Origin of the sequence: Cyanobacterium stanieri LEGE 03274 (assembly GCF_015207825.1) — a bacterium.
Lineage (GTDB): Bacteria > Cyanobacteriota > Cyanobacteriia > Cyanobacteriales > Cyanobacteriaceae > Cyanobacterium > Cyanobacterium stanieri_B.
Genome location: NZ_JADEWC010000010.1, coordinates 53,513 through 73,327, shown reverse-complemented (window position 1 = coordinate 73,327; position 19,815 = coordinate 53,513). Strand labels below are relative to the sequence as shown.

Sequence of the window (19,815 nt, the reverse complement as noted above, 5' to 3'; positions counted from 1 at the left end):
TATAATTAATTCTCCGAACTTGATACAAAACCTCACTCTAACCTATATGGACGTATCATGTTACGTCATTACCACAGCGCACCTTAATTGTTTAACCTAGTTTCTGTGGTGCTTAACAATTCTGCGGGGGTAACTTGTAAGTTATGAGCAATCCAGCTAAAACCGCCGATAAAAATGGCAAAAGAAGCTACTAAAGCCCCCGTTAAAACCCTTACCCTCCCTTGTAAAGACTTAATTTGAGTCTGGGCAGGTAGTGCTAAATTTTCGACTACTTCCACTGGTTTACTTTCTGACTCGGGAAATTCTACTAAACTATAAAGCCAATCTGTAATTAATTGAGGGCATTTTGGTTGTAAATATAACTTACATCCTAAGTGCTGGGCGATGGGGCGTGGAAAACGACTAATATATTTTAAGGTGGGATTAATACCCCATAAAGGACAATACTTATTGATCAAGTTCAGGGTTGCTATATCATAGAGACAACCAATAATTGCCTTGGCACTTGCTTCTTCTCTTTTAAATAGTTGTTCTAATAATACTAAGATTTCTCTCAGTTTTTCTTCTTCTTGTTGATACTCTTTTAAGGTTTTTTTCTTACTCATGGAATTATAAAATATAATGATTGCTTATTTCATACTAACATTATATTTATATTTTATTACCATTAATTAATATACGAAGATCATTATAAAAATATTTTTTATTAAATTTTTATGATTACAAACTATTAGAAGAAGATTAGACTTTTTACTACTATAGATTTTAAGAGAAAATCTGATGAGTATAGATATTAAAAGTTATTATTAATTAGATTTTTATAATGGATTATAGATAATAAACTTTTATTTAAAAAGCATAAAAATAAGTTTAAACTCATTTATATTTATTATATTTTAAATTATCTAATTAAGATAGTTAGAAAACAACTAATTTTTATTGGATATAGTTTGAGTACACCATAAGGGCGATCGCCCTTATAATACTAAAATCATGAATCAAAATATATCTTAATTTAACTTATTTAAAAATAAACTTTTAGGCATAGAATTAATTATAAAGTGAATGATAATTTATTTTATAAATCAAATTTTGTGCAAAAATAACTAGAATATTTTTTAACTAAAAAAGTAATCAAAAAAAGAATTAAAAAAGTAATAAATTAAAAATTGCTATGATGGAAATAGAAAAGACACATAAAATCAAAAATAAATAAAAACCATGAAAATAATAAAACCATTAGTCATATTAATGGGAGTCAGTACATTATTAGGCTTTAATAGTGTCAATCCTATTCATGGGCAAAACTTAACTACCCCTTCTGACAATCAAGAAAAAATTTCTCTAACTACCGCAAATATAAACCACCTTGAAAACCAATTAATATTAGCAGGGCATTATCAACGGCGCCCTAACTCTCGATATTATGATAGGGGTGGCTACTACAACTACAACAATAGACGTAATCAAAGAGTAATAATCGTTCCTAGTAATGGGAATATTAATCTTTACAACGGTAATTTAAGAAGAAATAACACCTATTGGAATAATAATGGTTATTACAACAACGGATATAATTATCCTAGAAATTCCTATGAAGATCATATCCGCTATAATCAGAATTATCAACGTAGTAGAGATTATCGACGTATAGAAAGACAATGTACCCATCGAGCATTTACATCGGCTTGGGGGGGCATACGTTGTCGTAACACTAATCCTTCTGTGGAGTGGAGAAACATCTATTTTGAGTAAATAACAATGTTGAATTTTCTATGCTTTACCCTTTCTAAATGGAGAGGTTTTGATTTATTAAAAATGAGATGGTGGGCAATGCCCACCCGACAAGTTATATCAAGTTAGGATAATTTGTTATCAATGGATTGTATCTTTGTACCCCCACCGTGTAATTCATTACACGGCTAACGGTGATTCGTTCAATAAATTGAACTAAGATATTGATATTACTAATTTGTAAGTGAAGTGATCAAGCGGACTTGATATTAAACGATAACGAAGTTAACTAATTTATTAGGTACTACAATTACCTTTTTAATCTCTTTACCCGTGATATATTTTTGGGCAACTTCCGAGTCTTGGGCAAATTGTTGTAACTCCTCTTTAGTCGCGCCCGCAGGTACAGAAATAGTACCTCTGGTTTTACCCATAATTTGAATAACTAGGGTAATTTCATCTACCGTTAAGGCTTCCTCATCTACCGTTAACCAAGGTTGTAGATGTACCGATTCACTGTTACCTAACAATTGCCATAATTCCTCGCCGATATGGGGGGCAAAGGGTGCAAGAAGGAGAATTAGGGTTTCGATACCTTCTCGATAAACAGGGGAGTTTTTATCTTTACTATCTCGGAGGGCATTATTAAGTTTCATCAATTCAGAAACGGCGGTATTAAGCTGATAGTCTCCGTTTAAGTCTTCCGATATTTCTTTGATGGCGATATGGATTGCCCGGCGTAAGTCTTTTTCGGTTTTACTTAATTTAGTTTTATCGATGGTTTTATTTTCCGCTGATTGGGGATTATCGATAAATTCATTAACCAATGTCCAAACTCGGTTAAGAAAACGATATTGCCCTTCTACATCCGCATCATCCCATTCCAAATCTTTTTCGGGAGGTGCTTTGAAAAGAATAAACATTCTGGCGGTATCTGCTCCATATTTGGATAATACCACTTGAGGATCTACCCCATTATATTTTGATTTGGACATTTTTTCGTAAAACACCGAAAGGCGATCGCCCGTAGCCTTGTCATAGTAAACAGTTTCAGTTTTACCATCTGGGTTGGTTTCTTCCCTTTCTTCAATATTTTCAGGAAGAATATATTTACCCGTCACAGGATTTTTATAGGTAATACCTTGTACCATCCCTTGGGTTAAAAGACGTTTAAAAGGCTCATCCACATTGACTAAACCCCTATCTCTCACTACCTTGGTAAAGAAACGGGAATAAAGTAAATGTAATATGGCATGTTCAATGCCCCCTACATACTGATCCACCCCCATCCAGTTGTTTACCCTATCAAGGCTGAAAGGCTCATTTTCGTTATTTGCGTCGGTGTAACGAAGAAAATACCATGAAGAATCAATAAAGGTGTCCATGGTGTCTGTTTCCCGTTTCGCAGGAGTGCCACAATTAGGACAAGGTACATTAACCCAGTCTTCCATCTTAGCTAGGGGAGAAGGGCCACGACCAGAAAATTCTACTTGATCAGGTAATTTTACAGGTAAATCTTGATCGGGTACTGGTACTGTACCACAATTGGGGCAATGAACCACGGGAATAGGACAACCCCAATATCTTTGACGGGAAATTAACCAATCACGGAGGCGATATTGGATGCGTTTTTTACCATAACCTTGATTTTCGGCAAATTGGATAACGGCATTTTTGCCTTTGGTGGAATCCATCCCTGTAAAACTACCAGAATTTACCATGGTACCTGCTTCGGTGTAGGCTTCTTGTAGTTCGGGAACTTCGTTATCAGAATCATCAGGAATAATTACCACTTTGATAGGTAGGTTATTCTCTTTGGCAAATTTGAAGTCTCTGACATCGTGCGCTGGTACTCCCATTACTGCCCCTGTACCATATTCGTATAGTACATAGTTAGCGATGAGGATGGGAATTTCTTCCCCTGTAAAGGGATTGATGGCTTTTCCTCCCGTCAAAACACCTTTTTTGGGTTTATCATCGGCGGTGCGATCGATTTCACTTTCCGCGCTAACCTCTTTGATAAAGGCTTCCACTGCTTCTTTTCTGTCGGGGGTGGTAACGAGGGGGGTTAAGGGATGTTCGGGCGCCAATACCACATAGGTTACTCCATAAACGGTGTCGGGGCGGGTGGTGAAAACGGCAATTTTTTCGTCCTTATCAATGACAGGAAATTCGAGGTAAGCACCTACGGATTTGCCGATCCAGTTTTCCTGCATGGTTTTCACCCTTTCTGGCCAGCCGTCTAGTTGGGATAAATCCTGCAAAAGTTGTTCAGCATAATCAGTAATTTTGAAAAACCATTGTCTTAATAGTTTTCTTTCTACCTTCGCCCCACTACGCCAAGAATAACCGTCTCCGTCCACTTGTTCGTTTGCCAATACGGTTTGATCGATGGGATCCCAATTTACCGCAGCTTCTTTCTGATATGCCAATCCAGCCTGATAAAACTGTAAAAATAACCACTGTGTCCATTTATAATATTCTGGGGAACAGGTCGCCACTTCCCTATCCCAATCGATGGATAATCCTAATTGTTTAAGTTGCGATCGCATCTGGTCGATATTTTGATACGTCCAAGTAGCAGGAGGAATCCCCCGATCAATAGCCGCATTTTCCGCAGGTAAACCAAAGGCATCCCACCCCATGGGATGTAATACCCGATGCCCATTCATCCTTTGAAAACGTGCAATCACATCAGTAATTACATAGTTACGCACATGGCCCATGTGTAACTTTCCAGAAGGATAGGGGAACATGGAAAGGGCATAAAATTTAGGTTTATCGCTATTCTCTTCGGTTTTATATAATTCCTTTTCTGTCCATTGCTGCTGCCATTTATTTTCTATGTCACTGGCTTGATAAGGAGATTGCATAATAATTTAATGGAAATTAACTATAATCACTTAATTTAATCAATCTTCTATCTTACCCCACCCTGTAATCTCAAGTCAGATTAGTAAAGTTTACGATAAACCACCGTGTAATCAATGAAGTTTTGGTTATTATTTAAGGTGCGCTGATTTTCTATTTATCTTAAGAGAGTTTCATCTTAAATATAATTTTTCATCAATCCCTCAAAAGGTTATCTTCAATCCATTTTTTACCGTGATATTCTGCCACTTTTGCATCATCAAACTCACTTACTTCCCGTACCGTTTTTCCCTCTTGAGTTACTACTTTAAATTCCCATGCTTTATCAGGATGATACCCCACAATTAACAAATTTTTACCTACATGATTAACACAGTGAATTTTTTGATACATTGCTTTTTCTTGCTGAACCATAAAGATGTTAATATTTTGTAACAAACAATTACAACCAGAATAACAAAATCTTTATAAAATCATGTACACATTACCCCAACCCCCTTTAGTCTTATTAGCTATGGGTTTTTTTATTGGAGTTACCTGCGGTTTAGCCTTTGAATCTTCCTTAAAAATCAAAGTTAATTATTGGAGTAATCAAGGCAAAAAAGGAATAAAAACAGACTTATCAGAAATCTCTGTCTTAAAAGTACCTTTCTTGGGTATTTGTTTAGGAATTTGTATGTTTTTAGCTGCAGGATTAGAAATCTTTACCTACAATCGCATTTTATCTTACTCTGTTTCCTTACCTTTAACAGTTTTTATTGGTGTACTAATCTGGGTACAGCTGAAAAAATTGATTGTACAACTTTTAGAAGGTGGCTCTCAAGCTATTGATTTAGACTCTTATTTTTAAAAACAGTAACCATGGCAAAACAAATCCCTACTTTTCAGGTGGTGGATAAATTTTGCCATCAACAACAAAAATAGGGTCGTCACTGAGTACGCCCTACCAGAAATTATGTAATTATGGGAAAATCAAACTCTCAAAAATCACGTTTTTCAATACAAGGACGGATTTCATTTAAATCTAAATAACGATCTGTAGCATTGCGTAATTCTCTAGCGATCATACCTTCCGTAGAAACCACCGTAATATGAGTATTTTTGGAGCGTAAAAGCTCGATCGCCCTTTCAAAGTCACCATCACCACTAAATAATACCACTCGATCATATTGATCTACAGTGTTAAACATATCCACTACAATTTCTATGTCAAGGTTTGCTTTTTGAGAAAATCGACCCGAACTATCATCATAATATTCTTTAAGAATTTTGGTTCGTACAGTATAACCCAAACTAATTAAAGCATCTCGAAATCCCCTTTGATCTTGAGAATCTTTTAAACCAGTGTACCAAAAAGCGTTGATTAACATAAATCCTGATTCTTCAGAAAAATAATCAATCACTTTACGAGGATCAAAAAACCAACCATTTTTTTGCTGGGCATAAAACATATTATTACCATCAACAAATATAGAAATTCTATCCCGCAAACGATTATTGTTAATGTTGTTTACATAATTATAATGATTCGTATTATTAATTTCGGAATTAGGGGCAATAATGGTGGTGGAATTTACTTGGGGTTCAGGGTTATATTCGGGACGGGGAATTAGCTGAGGACGAGGATTAAGAATAGGATTTTCATTGGTTTCTAACTTCAAGTCAGGTTCATTATCGGAATCGTTTTCTGATTCTTTGTTATGGTTAATTCCGTTGAGATTTGTATAGTCATTACCAATGCTATACTTCCCATTATTAAAATTAAAATTGGTCATAATAATTGTTTTAATAAATAAAATATATTTTGAATTTACTAAGGGCTATTGTTTATATTTATTGCTTAGATTAGTATTACTTTTATTTAAGTAAATATTGACTTGATTTTTTAGCCTGTAGTATTTTCAGTTAAAGTAAAATAAGGGGTTAATAGATAAAGTATATATTTTTTAACTTTACTATTAATAACATAATATTCTTAAGATACACAGAAATTTATATGTATTTTTGTACTTAAAAGGTACTAGAATATATAGCAAATCCAGCTAGTGAATTTTGCTTTTTAGCATTCAATATCAATTTATTCTCAACTTATTCAGTTACTATTGTTTAGTAATAATGTAGTTACTTTTAATTTATAGTCAGATAATTTTTGTTTTAATTTAATAGGTTAAATAGTTGAAATAAACAGCTAATAAAACTGCTTAAAAATAAAAATAATTAATTAGATTAGTAATATGTTATGGACTTAAAATATCTTGAAATCAAGATTAATAATTAAATCTCAGAAAAATAGTAATACTAATTATTTTTTTATTAGAGATGACAAAATTAGAGAATAATTTTAATAATTAAACTAATCCTAATGCTGAGATATAAAACCTTCTGATTTTACAAGGTAAGAACACCAATCGCTCCACCCCCCTACATATAATTTGCAGTTATCATAACCGATAGTTTGTAAAGCAAATATATTCACACAGGCTGTAACCCCCGAACCGCAATAAGCAATAATTTCGGGATATTTGAGATAGGGTTGCCAAATGCTTTTAAGTTGCGATGGAGATTTTAAAAATCCCTCAGGGGTGGTGTTTTCTTGCCAAAAAACATTATGACTATGGGGAATACTTCCCGCTATCGGATCGATAGGTTCTGTTTTTCCTAAGTGGCGATCGCCCGAACGAGCATCAATAATCGCTATATTAGGAGACAATTGAGCTTGTCGAACCCCTTCAATATCAATAACAGAATCAAAATTAGGTTCAGCAATAAACGAACCTTGATGATTACGAGGAATAACATCATCTGTAGGAAAATTATGCCTTTGCCAATTTTGCCAACCACCATCGAGAATAAAAACTTGATGATGTCCCAAATAACGTAATAACCACCATAAACGGGCACAGAAGGCAAAACGAGAATCATCATATACAACCACTGTTGTTTGATTTTTAGTAATGCCAATTGTTTCCAATTTGGTGGTCAATAACTGATTATCAGGTAAGGGATGCCTACCTCCGTGGGCGTTAACTACTTGTGAAAGATGATCATTTAAATCTAAATAATAGGCATTTTTAATATGGCTATGATTATACTGTTGATAACCCCAACGAGCGTCCCGAAGACGGAAGCGACAATCAATAATTTTGATGTCAGGATTGTTAAGGTTATCATTGAGCCATTCTGCCGAGACTATGCTCTGATGTTGACCCATTTTGGTAAGTTAATAACAATTCAATAATTAGTTTAAATATAAATAGATAAATATATAGTAGGCTTTTTACTTTATTTAGCCCTATGACTATAGTAATGGATCTCTTAACAATGAACAATGGATTAACGGAAAAATAAAGGCACACAGGAAAAGACAAATCAAAATCTATCCTTAATAAAACAGAAAAACTATCATGGATAAATAAAAATAATAATACTCATCCCATGAACAAAAAAATATTACTCATCATCAGTCTTATTTCCTTCTGTCTGCTTTCTTTTACCAGCTATGCCATGGATAGCTTAACCCAAATCCAAAATGCCATCATCAGCGCCCAATCAACATATCAGCCCCCTCGGGGAGATGTAAGATTATTGGTTATTAGCGATTTAAATGGCGCTTATGGCTCTACAGAATATGATCAAGAAGTACATCAAGCCTTAAAAAAAATTCCCTTTTGGAATCCCGACTTAGTATTATGTGGAGGGGATATGATTGCAGGGCAAAAAACCTCTTTAACGGATACCCAAGTAAAGGCAATGTGGAGCGCTTTTGATGCTCAAATTGCCCAGCCCCTCAGAGATTTAAATATACCCTTTGGTTTTACCATGGGTAACCATGATGGCTCAGGAAGTTTTAGCACCCGAGAAAATCGATTTTTTCATCAAAGAGATCGAAATTTAGCCAGAGAATATTGGCAAAATCCCCATCATAGTCCCCAAGTTAATTTTGTAGATCGTAGTAATTTTCCTTTTTATTATACTTTTATGGAAAAGGATATTTTTTTTATGGTGTGGGATGCCTCTTTTCGTCAGATACCCTCTGCCCAATTAGCTTGGGCTAATGAAGCGTTAAATTCTCCCCTTGCACAACAGGCTAAGATGCGCATGGCGATCGGGCATTTACCCCTTTACGGCGTTGCCATCGGCAGAGACAAAGATGGGGAAGTATTAGATGAAGCAGAATTTTTGCAAAACTTTTTAGAGTTAAATGGAGTTCATACTTATATTAGTGGCCATCACCATGCTTATTATCCTGGGCACAAAAGAAATTTACAAATGTTACACGCAGGAGCATTAGGGGGCGGGCCTCGTCGGTTAATTGAGGGAAATAATCAAGCCATGAAAAATATTACTGTCATAGATATAAATTTTGACAATCCAGACTTAACCACTTATACAACTTATGATTTGAAAACCCTTAAAGTCATTGACAATGAACAATTACCGCGCTTGTTAATGGCTCACAATGGCATGATTTTACGAAAAGATATTGACATTCAAGATTTATCTAGCTCAGAAAAAGACGCTTGTTTAGCCAAATACCCTTTAAATCCATATACCTGTGAAAATTAACCCTTAACCGCCAAAAAAACCCCTCTCAATCAAGAGAAGGGCTTTATCACTATAACTAAACTAATCTTAGAAAGTGAAAGTTGTTCTTAAAGTACCGATGAAGCTACTGTTGTTGGTTTGATCAGTAGAATCTACATAAATAATCCCAGGGGTGATAGAGATATTATCGTTAACAGGGTATTTGTAGAATGCTTCAATGTGGAAAGGAGTGGTATTTAAAGGAAGTTGACCAGCACCATCAACGAAGTCTTGAGCTCTGGTACTGTAAGGTTGAACCCCAGCGAATAAACCTAATACGCTACCTTCTTTGGCAAGGTCTAAGAATGCAACTCCACCACCATAGCTGTAGATATTATCATTACAGTTGCTGTCGGGGCAAAGAGCTACGTTGTCGGTAGAAAGGTTAACATCGGTGTAGTTGAAGAAACCGCTGATGCTTACTCTGGGGCTAACACGCCAAGCTGCTTGGGCGCCGAAAGAGTCACTTTCATAATCTAAGAACTGACTTCCAGTTAATACAGGGTTGTTGGCTACGAGAGTACCAGTGATGTCACCGAATAAAGGAGAACCCGCTTTGTGGAAACCACGCATATAGGTTAAACCTAAGTCGAAGTTTTCACCAAAAGCTAAGTTTAATTGTCCAAGGGCGGAGTAATCACCATCAAATAAACCTGCACCGTCGGAAGGATCATTTCCGTTAGCGGCTAAGTAACCAACGGTAAAGCTAGAGTTACCAATGGGGAAGGTTGCACCGATACCAGCACCAGAACCAATTCTGTAGATGGGGCTAGAAGATGCGAAGGTAGATAAAGCACCGTTACCACCGTCAAAGTCTTCAAAGAAGGGGCTAGTGGTGGGGGCGTAGTCACTGTGGATACCACCGGCAGCGGCTAAGAAGAATTGAATCTCTCTGCTACCGACACTGATGGGGGCGTAGTATGCTAACCAGTCTAGGTCAACATTATTACCGTTTTCACCAAGGTTAAAGGTTTGGTTAAGAGTACCACCTGGATCGCCGATGATGGAATCTCCGCCAGTGAAACTCTGGATGTTACCACCTGCTAAACGGGTTACGAGGGTATCTCTACCAGTGAAGCTGGTTTCTAAGGCTAAACGGAATCTGTCACCGAAGATGATTTGGTTACCGTTGTCTGCTCCAGTTAAACCCATGATTACTTCACCGTTTAACTTGGTGGTGGTGGAGAATTGGTGATCTTCGAGGAAAGCTACTCTACCTTCGAGGTTATCAACTCTTGCACCGAGGGCCGCTAGTTCGGTTTCAAATTCAGCAATTAATCTTCTGAGGGCGGCTACGTCTTCTTCGCTTACGCCACCGGTACCGATTAAACGTTCGATGGATTGCATACAGGCGTTTAAACCAGCGGCAAATTCATAACGACTCAAGGCACGGTTGCCTCTGAAGGTGCGATCGGGGTAACCAACGATACAGCCGTAACGTTCAACTAAGCTACGTAGAGCTTCATATGCCCAGTCGGTGGGGGATACGTCACTTAATTGGTTTACAGAAGTTACTTGTCCTTGAGAGTTGGAAGCACCTTCTGCGCTGTATTTGTCTAGTTGATCAATGATTTCGCTGTTGGTGTCGAAAGATTGAGCTGTGGTGAACTCTTCGTTGGCTTGTGCTTGAGCGTTAACCAGTAAACTTGCACCGATAAGGGCTGGGGTTACTTTTAATGATTTCCAAAAAATTCTGTTCATTGTTTTCCTCACACGTTTTATATAAGACTTAAACTGATGTTCTTTAGTCTGAATGTTATCCTAGCACTAATTATATTTTTTTTCCACTAATTAAGGGGGGTTTTGTTACGCTTTCTTAACTTTCTCTTAAAGAGAATTCGTTAAGGGTTTTGGTGGAAAGGATTCAGAGTTTTAGGGGTTTTTGTAAAAGATTTTCTAGGGGGTTATGGGGTTGATATATAAGACCTGAGGAAACAATATTTTGTTCCCCCATGGGTTCATCATTTTCGAGGGGAAAAAGTACCCACCTACTACCTTGGGGAAGGGATTTAAGACTATGGGAACTGTTCGATAACCAGACTAGGGGTTGGGTAGGTTTTATAACTTCTTGATTATTGTTATTGGTTTCTAGGGGTTGAATGGCGGCGAGCGCCTCTAGCACCACATGATTACCTTTGATAGTGCCAGTTTTTGGAGTCCAAAGTTTAACGTCCAATTGTTGACGACTACAGTAGAAATAAAGGGAAGCGGTGGCAATGACGGCTTTTTCAAATAATTCCTGATGCCAATCTTGACTATTATCGAGACATATAACAACTTCTTGCCCCCCTGTGATGGTTTCTAATTCCCTTACTTGTAGTTCGCCAAAACGGGCGCTACTACGCCAATGAATCAACCTAGGAGGATCTCCAAATCGATATTGTCGGATAGCTTTGGTTACTCCCTCTGTGGCGTTGTGGTATAGCTTTTCGCTTTGTTTTTGTTGGGTTTGCTCATTACCAATATAGTCAATGAGAGGACAGTTTTTGAGGGGTAGAATTTGAGGATAAACGATCGCCCTTGCTTCTACATTTCTGATTTTGTGAGCATAAAATAAACCAATGGGGGAAGCACTCCTAACCTCTAAGTTATACCAATGATAAATGCCTCTGGTGGGGGCTTTAGCATAATAGGTTATTTTTTTCGTTTCTTGGGGAGCAAAGGTTTCTATGGAGCTATGAACGGGCTTAGAGAGCATAAATGGCAAGTGATCCACTATTTCTACAAAATTTTTACCCGATTTAGTTGGATTTGTCAGCGCTAATTCGATTAATAATTCATCTCCAGCACTAATAGGCTCGATGGGAAGACGTTTTATTTTCAATTTTTTGACGGTTTGGGAGGCAATGAAAATATTTAGCCCCGTTAGGGCTAGGGCTGTACCACTGAGTACATATAACCATCCTGCCATGGTATTGGTGGCCGCACCAAAAAAACTAAGGGCGATACCTAAAAGCACCCAACCACCGTAGGAGGGGTTAGGTAAATGGTTATGCCACCAATTACCTACTTTAAAAAGAAGGGAATCATTATGGGGCAATTTGAACGATTTAGGGTTACGATTCAACTTTTACACCTCTCCAAAAAGCAACATAGTTTTTAATATTTTCTGCTTTTGGTTTGGGTTGAGGATAATACCACGCAGCGTCTTTATTTTCTGCACCATTAACCGCTAGGGTGTAGTAACTTGCTATACCTTTCCAACCGCAAGTGGTGTGGGTTTGACTTGGTTTAAAATATTCTTGGTTAATGCTTTCAGGAGGAAAATAATAATTACCTTCAACGATTTCGCATTGCTCACTTTGAGCTAAAATCACATCATTCCAAGTAGCTTTTGCCATTTTTTAATATCTTCCTCTCAATAATGTTCTAATATAGTCATATGTTTTATTAACGTGAACTATACATTCTCAATTATATACATCATGGAATTAATTATCTGTTTTGGACTAGCTGTGTCTGTATTCAGTCTAGTGATAGCTTTAATTGTCGGTTTAATCTCTGCCCCCACGCCAATTTTATTGGGTATTTTGATTGTCGGCATGATGTTTACTCAAAAATCCATTGATAAGTTAACCACTAATGCTGATATTAATCTTGTGGAGGAAAAAGATAAGGATACAATAGAGAAGGTAGAAGTAAAAAATAATCAAGGAAATGGTCTTTTTAAGGGTATGATTTATAGGGGTTTAAATTATAATTCTTCCCATCAAATTGCCCTGAATATTCCTAAGAAAAATATTCAATACCGTGGGGTAAAAACTGATAACAAACCTTCGGATACAGTTTAAATAAAAAGCTAATTTTGACTTGATTGATATTTAGTTATTTTTTCCAAAAATTCTTCCGTTAACTTATTAAAGGCTTTAGAAGCTGAACAATTGGGGGCAGACATCACTACGGGCATAAACATATCTAGTGATTTGGCAACGTTGACATCCATGGGAATATCGGTAGGAAACATTTTTTCTGAACTAAAATCTCTTTCTACTCTCCTTTTTACTTGGGAATAATAGCGATCGTAACGTCCAAAAAGTCCTCCTTCTGATAAAATAAACACAATGCCCAATAAGTCTAGGTTGAGAGGGTTAATTTTAGCGTGTACTTTTTTTAAGTTTTTAACTCTTCTTTCTAACAACTGTATTCCCACTAGCGATAAAGGTTCGGGCCTTGCGGGTAATAAGTAAAAGTCACTAGCCGCGATCGCACTTTTGGTCAATAAATTATATCCTGGAGCACAATCCATAATAATAAAATCATAGTTAGGGGCAATGGGACGAACTATTTTATCAACTAATACCCTTTCAAAATCATTCCAAACCTCATCAAAATTATCGGTATTACCAGATTGTACCGACTTTTGGTGCATCATCTCTGAGACTAAATATTCATCATATAATTCTATATCCCCTGGTAAAAGAGATAAATTTTGAACACCACAAATATTATTAGTAATAATATCTTCAATGGTTAATTTTGCATAGGGATTAGGTTGAACAATATTATCAATTAAGTAGGCTAAAGTTTTTCTTTTTTTACGTAATTTGCTAAATTCCTGGGGCGCTAGAAGACTAAGAGTCGCACTAATTTGAGAATCTAAATCCAAAACCAAAACTCTTTTATTAAAATTTTTTGCTAAACAGGTAGCCAAATTAACTGTCAAAGTAGTTTTGCCTACTCCTCCTTTCATATTTACCGTACTAATAATATAACCCATAAAATTATTTATATTGCAATTTAAAAAATAGTAAAAAAAACAATAAATGTTTTGTCTTAAAATAATAAAGCACCCGAATTATTATTAATTATTCTTTCTCATTTGTCAATTCTTCTACCATCCAACCCAAATAACGAGATGAACCTTTTACGATAGGTAAGGCGATAATTTCGGGAATTTCGTAAGAATGTACATCTTGAATGGTATGAACAATAACATCAAATAGCGTTAAATCTGTTTTAATAATTAATTGCCATTCCTCATTACAATTCAATTCACCCTCCCAAGTGTAAACCGCCGTCATAGGAGAAAAAGTAACACAAGCAGCCAAACTAGCCTCAATCAATGTAGATGCTATTTTATGAGCTTCTTCTTCCGATGATGCACTTACTAAAATGATACCTAAATCTTTAAACTTCATTATTTTCCTCTTGCTCAACTTTTAAATCGAATAACAATTCTAATTTATTTCTTAATAGTCTTTCTCCAGACATACTACTATAAAATAATAAATCTGTTAACATTTTAAAGGCTATGATTGATATATCTTTTTCTTCTAAATTTATGGTTATTTTTCCATTTACATTTAATAATTGGTTAAATGTTTCTAAGTATTTTTTGACAATGCCATAATATTCTTTATTATCAGAGGAGTTTATTTGTTCCCAAAGAGATACCGCACGATATATTAATTCGTCACTTTTTTTAATGATTTTAATAACAGATGTAATGACAAAATTTAAATCAGTTTTATTTTTAGGAATAGTGGTGATTTTATGATCAATTTCTAGGGAAAGTAGGGCTATATATATTAGTTGTAAATAGTTATCCAATGAATAATAGTTTTCTGAGAATATATCTTGAGACTGAGATGACATAAATTTTGATAAATGATTATTAGTCAAGAGGTTATTTTTTTGAAAGTTGTTGATGACATATTACAATTTATAGTACAACTTAATAAATTAAGTATTGTATATAATTGAGTACTTTTGTGGAAAAAATTATTTTATCAATTTTAGATTAATCATTTTTAATTTTATTAAAGCAACTGTGGGCTTAAAAGATATACTTATTGACTGATAGTTTTATGGTGTGTCATGGAAAAAAAGATTATTGAATTGTCGTCTGACACTTATGGTTTATCATCCCATAAAATTTCGTGCTACGTCTATGAGGTTTTAGCCTCAACTAATATTAAAGCATGGGAGTTATGTCGAGAAAAAACAGATATGCCTTTTGTGGTGGTGGCAAAACAACAAACTGCAGGAAAAGGGCAAAGGGGTAATTATTGGGATTCTGGTTTGGGAGGATTATATTTAACTGTGGTTTTATCCTCTGAGGTGACTTTTGCAAACATAAGAGATTTAACTCTTTTTTCAGCGGTGGGTATTACGGAGGAGTTAAATAAAAATAATATTCCTGTTAAAATTAAGTGGTTAAATGATCTTATTTTAGATAATAAAAAATTAGGGGGAATATTATCAGAGGTACGTAGTCAAAATGGCGTTATAAATAATAGTATTATTGGGGTGGGAATAAATTGGGAAAATAAGTTAAGTTTAGATAGTGGTATTAGTCTTTGTACTTATTTAAAAAATACAAATGGTGATTATATTAATTCTTATTATTCTTTATTAAATACTATAGTAAAAGGAATTTTTAATGGTTATCGTATTTATAAGAATCAAGGCATCAATTCCTTGGTAAAAAAGTATAATCAATATTTAATTTATCGAGGTAAAAATGTAGTTTATGAAAATATTCAAGGGCGGGTAAAAGGGATAGATGTTAATGGTAATTTGGAGATTAGGTTTTCTGCTATGGGGGCTAGTAGTAAAGTTTCTTTATCTCCTGATGATTATGCTATTACTTTATATGATGGTAATCAGTTTAGTAAAATTTTGGAAAGAAAATAAGATAATGATTAAAATTAAGGAGAGTGATTTACAGTTAATCAAGGGGGAAGGAAGGTTACATTATCCTGATGAGTGTTGTGGTTTATTAATTGGAAAAAAAGAGAATAATTATAATGTAGTAGTGAAGGTTATTCCTACGATTAATGATTGGGAAAATCAACGTTATTTTTTGAGAGAAATAATGGATAAACCAGATTTAGGAAAACAAGAAAACTTTGCGATCGCCCCTAAAACTATGTTACAAATTCAAAAGGAAGTTAGAGGGAAAAATCTCGATATTATTGGTATCTATCACTCTCATCCTAATCATCCTGCTATTCCTTCGGAGTTTGACAGGGCGATCGCATGGGAAGGATATTCTTATATAATAATGTCAGTGGTGGAAAAACAGGTAGAAAAATTATTTTGTTGGCAATTAGACGAAGATAGAAGATTTCAAGAAGAAAATATCATTATTTATTAAAGATAAAGCCTCATTGTATTATTAATATGTGAAAAAAAATATAAACTAATAATTCACCTATCCAAAAAATTGATTATGATATTGTTGTGGTGCATGAGAAAAGGCAATGAATAGACTAGGATTTGGAAAAAAAATCAAATATCCCCCCTACTTTGATAGGTTAATTTTTTTAGGCGCTACCATTTACCTAATCATTGTTAGTACTTGGTTATATAGACAATATCGTCAATCGGTAATTACCAATAACCAAAACCTCCTAGAAAGAAACAGTAATCCTAACCAAGAAATTGAAGAAGATAATAATCTTCTATTGGAAAGCCCAAGCAACCTTAACCCTACAGAAATTTCCCCCTTACCTTCCCCCTTAAATAATACACCCCCAGAAATTTCCGCCTTACCGATTCCAACTCCTCCCCCTTTACCCAATGCCGTTGATTTACCTCTTCCCCCCTTACTAGAATCAAATATAACAATTCCCGATCAAAATCCCCAATCTTTACCAGCGCCCCCTCCCCCTACTCCCATTACCCCTAGTCGCCCAGAAACAGTGCCAGTGTTAAATGGTGATAATTTACCTCCACCGCCCCTTAATCCCTCAGGGGAAAACGTTGCCACCAACACAACGGTTAATAGTCAGAAAAAAAATGCCTTAGTAGGAGTAATTCAGTTACCCGATGGAGGCGGATTTGCCCTCTTTAATATTGATAATATCACCGAAAGAGTGGGGGTGGGAAGTGCGATCGCATCTACGGGCTGGACTTTAGGTAGTATATATGATAATGAAGTGATTATTAATCGTAACAATCAATCCCTAACTTTAAGAGTGGGAGAAAGTTTTTAATACAGTAAATGTAGTGAATCAATCTTGACATGAAATATCATCAAACGCCAAAACATATCCGATAGAACATTGAAATAACTATCAGTTAGTTTAACAATTCAATGATATTTCAGATGATAACTAAAACTCCCCTAACATTCTAACCTCAGGATGGAGCAAAATAGACCAACTATTATGTACCTGCTCTTGGACATGATGAATTAAACTATAAATATCCTTAGCCGTCGCATTACCAGCATTAAGGATAAAATTAGCATGACGATGGGCTACTTGCGCTCCACCAATTTGATAACCCTTTAAACCAATTTGCTCGATTAACCACCCTGCCGCTTGAGGTTGAGGGTTACGAAAAACACTACCACAACTAGGTTTATCGTAGGGTTGAGTTTGCTTACGCTGTTTAAAATTATTTCCCGTAATTGCCATTACCGCCTCTCGGGTGGAAGTAGGGGATAATTGGAGGGTAGCACTTAAAACCAAGGCGGATTCTTTTTGTAACTTTGAGGTGCGGTAAGAGTATTCTAATTCTTTCCCTGATAACTCTTTGATTGTACCATCAGGATAAGCAACGATCGCCCTTAGTAAAACATCAGCTATACAGCCCTTGTGCGCCCCAGCATTCATGACCACAGCACCCCCCATAGTACCGGGGATACCCACCGCCCATTCTAGCCCTTCCCAGCCTTTTTTTGCCACTTGCCAAGCCAATTTAGGTAGGGAATAACCAGCACCCACGGTAATAGTATGGTTAGATTCATCCATGGTGTATTGATTGAGGTAACGGGTGTTTAAAACTAAGCCATCGATACCCCCATCACAGATAAGCAAATTTGAGCCTTTACCTAAACAAGTAAAGGGTATTTGTTGTTTATCTATCCAGTGGAATACTTCTTGAATGTCATGCCACGCCTTGGGTTCGGCATACCATTGGGCTTTTCCCCCCACCCGATAGGAAGTATAGGGGGCAAGGTGAACTTTTTGATGAATTAAACAGTCTGTATGGGGGAGAGTGATAGGATTAGTCAAAGAATCAGTTATAGGGTTATTAGGTGCGATCGCCATTTTTTTTACACAACAATAATAAAAGTAAACAACAAAAAAAGTAATAAATGAAAACCCCAAGGGGAAAACTAAGCCACTAACAAGGAATCTTCCTCAAGTTTTAATAATTCGGCAATGGTTTGATTAAGATTTCCTGCACCCAAAAATAAAGTTAAATCTGTGGGTTGAAGAAAATCAGCAAGGAAGTTTTTTAAAGAAGACAATTGAGGATAATAAATAACTTCATCATGGTATTTTTCAACGGTTTCCGCTAATTTTTGCCCCGTAATGCCCGTTTTATTATCTTCCCCAGCACTATAAATGTCCGTCAAAATAACTACATCAGCAGAAGCAAAACACCGAGCAAAATCTTCTAAAAATGTTTCAGTACGACTATAACGATGGGGTTGAAAAATAGCAACCACTCGACTAGCATCATATTGCGGTAATCGGGTACGAGCGGCTTCTAGGGTGCAACGAATTTCACTGGGATGGTGGGCATAGTCATCAATGAGGGTAGCGCCCTGAAATTTGCCCTTATATTCAAAGCGTCTTTTGGCTCCGTCAAAGGTGCTAAGGGCTTGGGCTATGGTATCAAAATCTAGTCCCAATTTACGGCCAACGGCGATCGCACTTAGGGCATTACTAACATTATGATTACCGGATAATAATAAAGATATATTCCCCAATAACTGTCCATTTTCCCATACTTGAGCCTGAGAACCCTTGGGCTGATGAACAATATTAGTAGCGATATAATTAGCCCCAGAATCGGGATTAATACTATAGGTGATATTTGCCTTAATGTTTTCCTTTACTACAGGGCAATCGATACAAGCAATGGTTAAATCAGATTGAGAGCTAAACTGATTAAAAATATCCACCAACTGATTTAAATCTTTATAATGATCAGGGTGATCAAGTTCAATATTAGTAATAATACCCATGGTAGGAGAATGTTTTATCAAAGAGCCATCCGACTCATCCGCCTCTGCTACCAACAAATTACTATCCCCTAACCTTGCATTACCACCCCAAGCACTCACTTCCCCCCCCACAATTACGGTAGGATCTAACTTAGACTCCAATAACATATAACCAATCATACTACTGGTAGTGGTTTTACCGTGAGTACCTGCCACCGCAATGCTTTGATAATCTTTAATTAACGCCGCCAATAAATCTGAGCGATGGAAGATGGGATAACCTTTCTCTATCACTGCCTGATATTCTGAGTTATTATTATTTATGGCCGTAGAACATACTACCTGAAGATTTTTTTGATCTTTTTTGCCATTAATTTGGTACAATTGATCTATGTTACTAGCTTCTTGGGTAAAGAAAATTTTAGCTCCCATAGATTCTAAACGTTCGGTAATGTGGGTGGATTTGAGATCAGAGCCTGAAATCGGGACTCCCCTTTTAGCCAAAACATGGGCTAGGGCAGACATGCCGATACCACCAACGCCGATAAAATGAAATGGTTTGCCGTTTAGATCTATGGTATTCACTTTTTCGCTCTCCTCAACACTACCTAGTTGATATTAATAATTTTGCTTTTAATGATATACTGATTTATGTAAATCTTCCCAATATTTTTGTCATTATCACCCATTAGATTGTTAAAAATGACCATTTAATAGTT

At 36.0% G+C, this 19,815-nt stretch carries 20 protein-coding genes; 7 read left to right on the top strand and 13 right to left on the bottom strand.

Annotated elements, in window-relative coordinates; genetic code table 11:
• Positions 1 to 83 precede the first annotated feature (83 nt).
• On the bottom strand, positions 84 to 605 hold the full coding sequence (locus tag IQ215_RS06365) for a hypothetical protein (protein WP_193800472.1): 522 nt from the start codon (positions 603 to 605) through the stop codon (positions 84 to 86).
• A 616-nt stretch (positions 606 to 1,221) separates the two neighbouring features.
• Between IQ215_RS06365 and IQ215_RS06360 the strand changes: the two genes are divergently transcribed.
• The gene (locus IQ215_RS06360) at positions 1,222 to 1,755 is read left to right on the top strand and encodes a hypothetical protein (RefSeq protein WP_193800471.1); all 534 of its coding nucleotides are present in this window, start codon (positions 1,222 to 1,224) and stop codon (positions 1,753 to 1,755) included.
• 248 nt (positions 1,756 to 2,003) lie between these two features.
• Here the strand turns inward: IQ215_RS06360 and leuS are convergent, their stop codons facing one another.
• The gene (leuS, locus tag IQ215_RS06355; RefSeq protein WP_193800470.1) at positions 2,004 to 4,607 is read right to left on the bottom strand and encodes a leucine--tRNA ligase; all 2,604 of its coding nucleotides are present in this window, start codon (positions 4,605 to 4,607) and stop codon (positions 2,004 to 2,006) included.
• A 193-nt stretch (positions 4,608 to 4,800) separates the two neighbouring features.
• Entirely contained in the window at positions 4,801 to 5,019 is a 219-nt protein-coding gene (locus IQ215_RS06350; protein ID WP_241735267.1) for a hypothetical protein, read from the bottom strand.
• 61 nt (positions 5,020 to 5,080) lie between these two features.
• On the opposite strand from IQ215_RS06350, the gene IQ215_RS06345 reads away from it, so the two are divergent.
• Positions 5,081 to 5,455, top strand: coding sequence for a hypothetical protein (locus IQ215_RS06345; RefSeq protein ID WP_193800469.1), 375 nt, complete (start codon positions 5,081 to 5,083; stop codon positions 5,453 to 5,455).
• A 130-nt stretch (positions 5,456 to 5,585) separates the two neighbouring features.
• Here the strand turns inward: IQ215_RS06345 and IQ215_RS06340 are convergent, their stop codons facing one another.
• Complete coding sequence (locus tag IQ215_RS06340; protein ID WP_193800499.1) at positions 5,586 to 6,110, bottom strand: NYN domain-containing protein; 525 nt, start codon at positions 6,108 to 6,110, stop codon at positions 5,586 to 5,588.
• 854 nt (positions 6,111 to 6,964) lie between these two features.
• Entirely contained in the window at positions 6,965 to 7,816 is an 852-nt protein-coding gene (locus IQ215_RS06335) for a sulfurtransferase (RefSeq protein WP_193800468.1), read from the bottom strand.
• 224 nt (positions 7,817 to 8,040) lie between these two features.
• On the opposite strand from IQ215_RS06335, the gene IQ215_RS06330 reads away from it, so the two are divergent.
• Entirely contained in the window at positions 8,041 to 9,171 is a 1,131-nt protein-coding gene (locus IQ215_RS06330) for a metallophosphoesterase family protein (protein WP_193800467.1), read from the top strand.
• Between the two features lie 66 nt (positions 9,172 to 9,237).
• On the opposite strand, the gene IQ215_RS06325 is transcribed toward IQ215_RS06330, so the two are convergent.
• The 3 genes from IQ215_RS06325 to IQ215_RS06315 all read right to left on the bottom strand — a co-directional run bounded on the left by IQ215_RS06325 (position 9,238) and on the right by IQ215_RS06315 (position 12,530).
• On the bottom strand, positions 9,238 to 10,890 hold the full coding sequence (locus IQ215_RS06325; RefSeq protein WP_193800466.1) for an iron uptake porin: 1,653 nt from the start codon (positions 10,888 to 10,890) through the stop codon (positions 9,238 to 9,240).
• Between the two features lie 163 nt (positions 10,891 to 11,053).
• Positions 11,054 to 12,256 carry a DUF58 domain-containing protein gene (locus IQ215_RS06320; protein ID WP_241735266.1) on the bottom strand — a complete coding sequence of 401 codons (1,203 nt, stop codon included), beginning with the start codon at positions 12,254 to 12,256 and terminating at the stop codon, positions 11,054 to 11,056.
• Positions 12,246 to 12,530, bottom strand: coding sequence for a DUF427 domain-containing protein (locus IQ215_RS06315; RefSeq protein ID WP_193800465.1), 285 nt, complete (start codon positions 12,528 to 12,530; stop codon positions 12,246 to 12,248). Before IQ215_RS06315 ends, IQ215_RS06320 begins: the two co-directional genes overlap by 11 nt.
• Positions 12,531 to 12,614: 84 nt before the next feature.
• On the opposite strand from IQ215_RS06315, the gene IQ215_RS06310 reads away from it, so the two are divergent.
• The gene (locus IQ215_RS06310; protein WP_193800464.1) at positions 12,615 to 12,980 is read left to right on the top strand and encodes a hypothetical protein; all 366 of its coding nucleotides are present in this window, start codon (positions 12,615 to 12,617) and stop codon (positions 12,978 to 12,980) included.
• An 8-nt stretch (positions 12,981 to 12,988) separates the two neighbouring features.
• Here IQ215_RS06310 and IQ215_RS06305 read toward each other — a convergent pair whose 3' ends face one another.
• From IQ215_RS06305 to IQ215_RS06295, 3 genes are all read right to left on the bottom strand, one after another.
• Positions 12,989 to 13,906: a ParA family protein gene (locus tag IQ215_RS06305; protein WP_193800463.1), complete on the bottom strand. Its 918-nt coding sequence runs from the start codon at positions 13,904 to 13,906 to the stop codon at positions 12,989 to 12,991.
• An 88-nt stretch (positions 13,907 to 13,994) separates the two neighbouring features.
• Positions 13,995 to 14,327 (bottom strand): divalent-cation tolerance protein CutA, encoded by a 333-nt coding sequence (gene cutA / locus IQ215_RS06300; RefSeq protein ID WP_193800462.1) that lies wholly within the window; start codon positions 14,325 to 14,327, stop codon positions 13,995 to 13,997.
• Complete coding sequence (locus IQ215_RS06295) at positions 14,317 to 14,784, bottom strand: DUF3038 domain-containing protein (protein WP_193800461.1); 468 nt, start codon at positions 14,782 to 14,784, stop codon at positions 14,317 to 14,319. The genes cutA and IQ215_RS06295 overlap by 11 nt, the downstream gene beginning before the upstream one ends.
• Positions 14,785 to 15,006: 222 nt before the next feature.
• On the opposite strand from IQ215_RS06295, the gene IQ215_RS06290 reads away from it, so the two are divergent.
• From IQ215_RS06290 to IQ215_RS06280, 3 genes are all read left to right on the top strand, one after another.
• Entirely contained in the window at positions 15,007 to 15,825 is an 819-nt protein-coding gene (locus IQ215_RS06290) for a biotin--[acetyl-CoA-carboxylase] ligase (RefSeq protein WP_193800460.1), read from the top strand.
• Between the two features lie 4 nt (positions 15,826 to 15,829).
• Positions 15,830 to 16,288: a Mov34/MPN/PAD-1 family protein gene (locus tag IQ215_RS06285; protein ID WP_193800459.1), complete on the top strand. Its 459-nt coding sequence runs from the start codon at positions 15,830 to 15,832 to the stop codon at positions 16,286 to 16,288.
• Positions 16,289 to 16,394: 106 nt separating this feature from the next.
• The gene (locus tag IQ215_RS06280; protein WP_193800458.1) at positions 16,395 to 17,129 is read left to right on the top strand and encodes a hypothetical protein; all 735 of its coding nucleotides are present in this window, start codon (positions 16,395 to 16,397) and stop codon (positions 17,127 to 17,129) included.
• A gap of 120 nt (positions 17,130 to 17,249) precedes the next feature.
• Here IQ215_RS06280 and murB read toward each other — a convergent pair whose 3' ends face one another.
• Positions 17,250 to 18,191, bottom strand: a complete 942-nt coding sequence (gene murB / locus IQ215_RS06275) for a UDP-N-acetylmuramate dehydrogenase (RefSeq protein ID WP_193800457.1) — start codon at positions 18,189 to 18,191, stop codon at positions 17,250 to 17,252.
• 68 nt (positions 18,192 to 18,259) lie between these two features.
• Complete coding sequence (gene murC / locus IQ215_RS06270; RefSeq protein ID WP_193800456.1) at positions 18,260 to 19,681, bottom strand: UDP-N-acetylmuramate--L-alanine ligase; 1,422 nt, start codon at positions 19,679 to 19,681, stop codon at positions 18,260 to 18,262.
• Between the last annotated feature and the right edge of the window lie 134 nt (positions 19,682 to 19,815).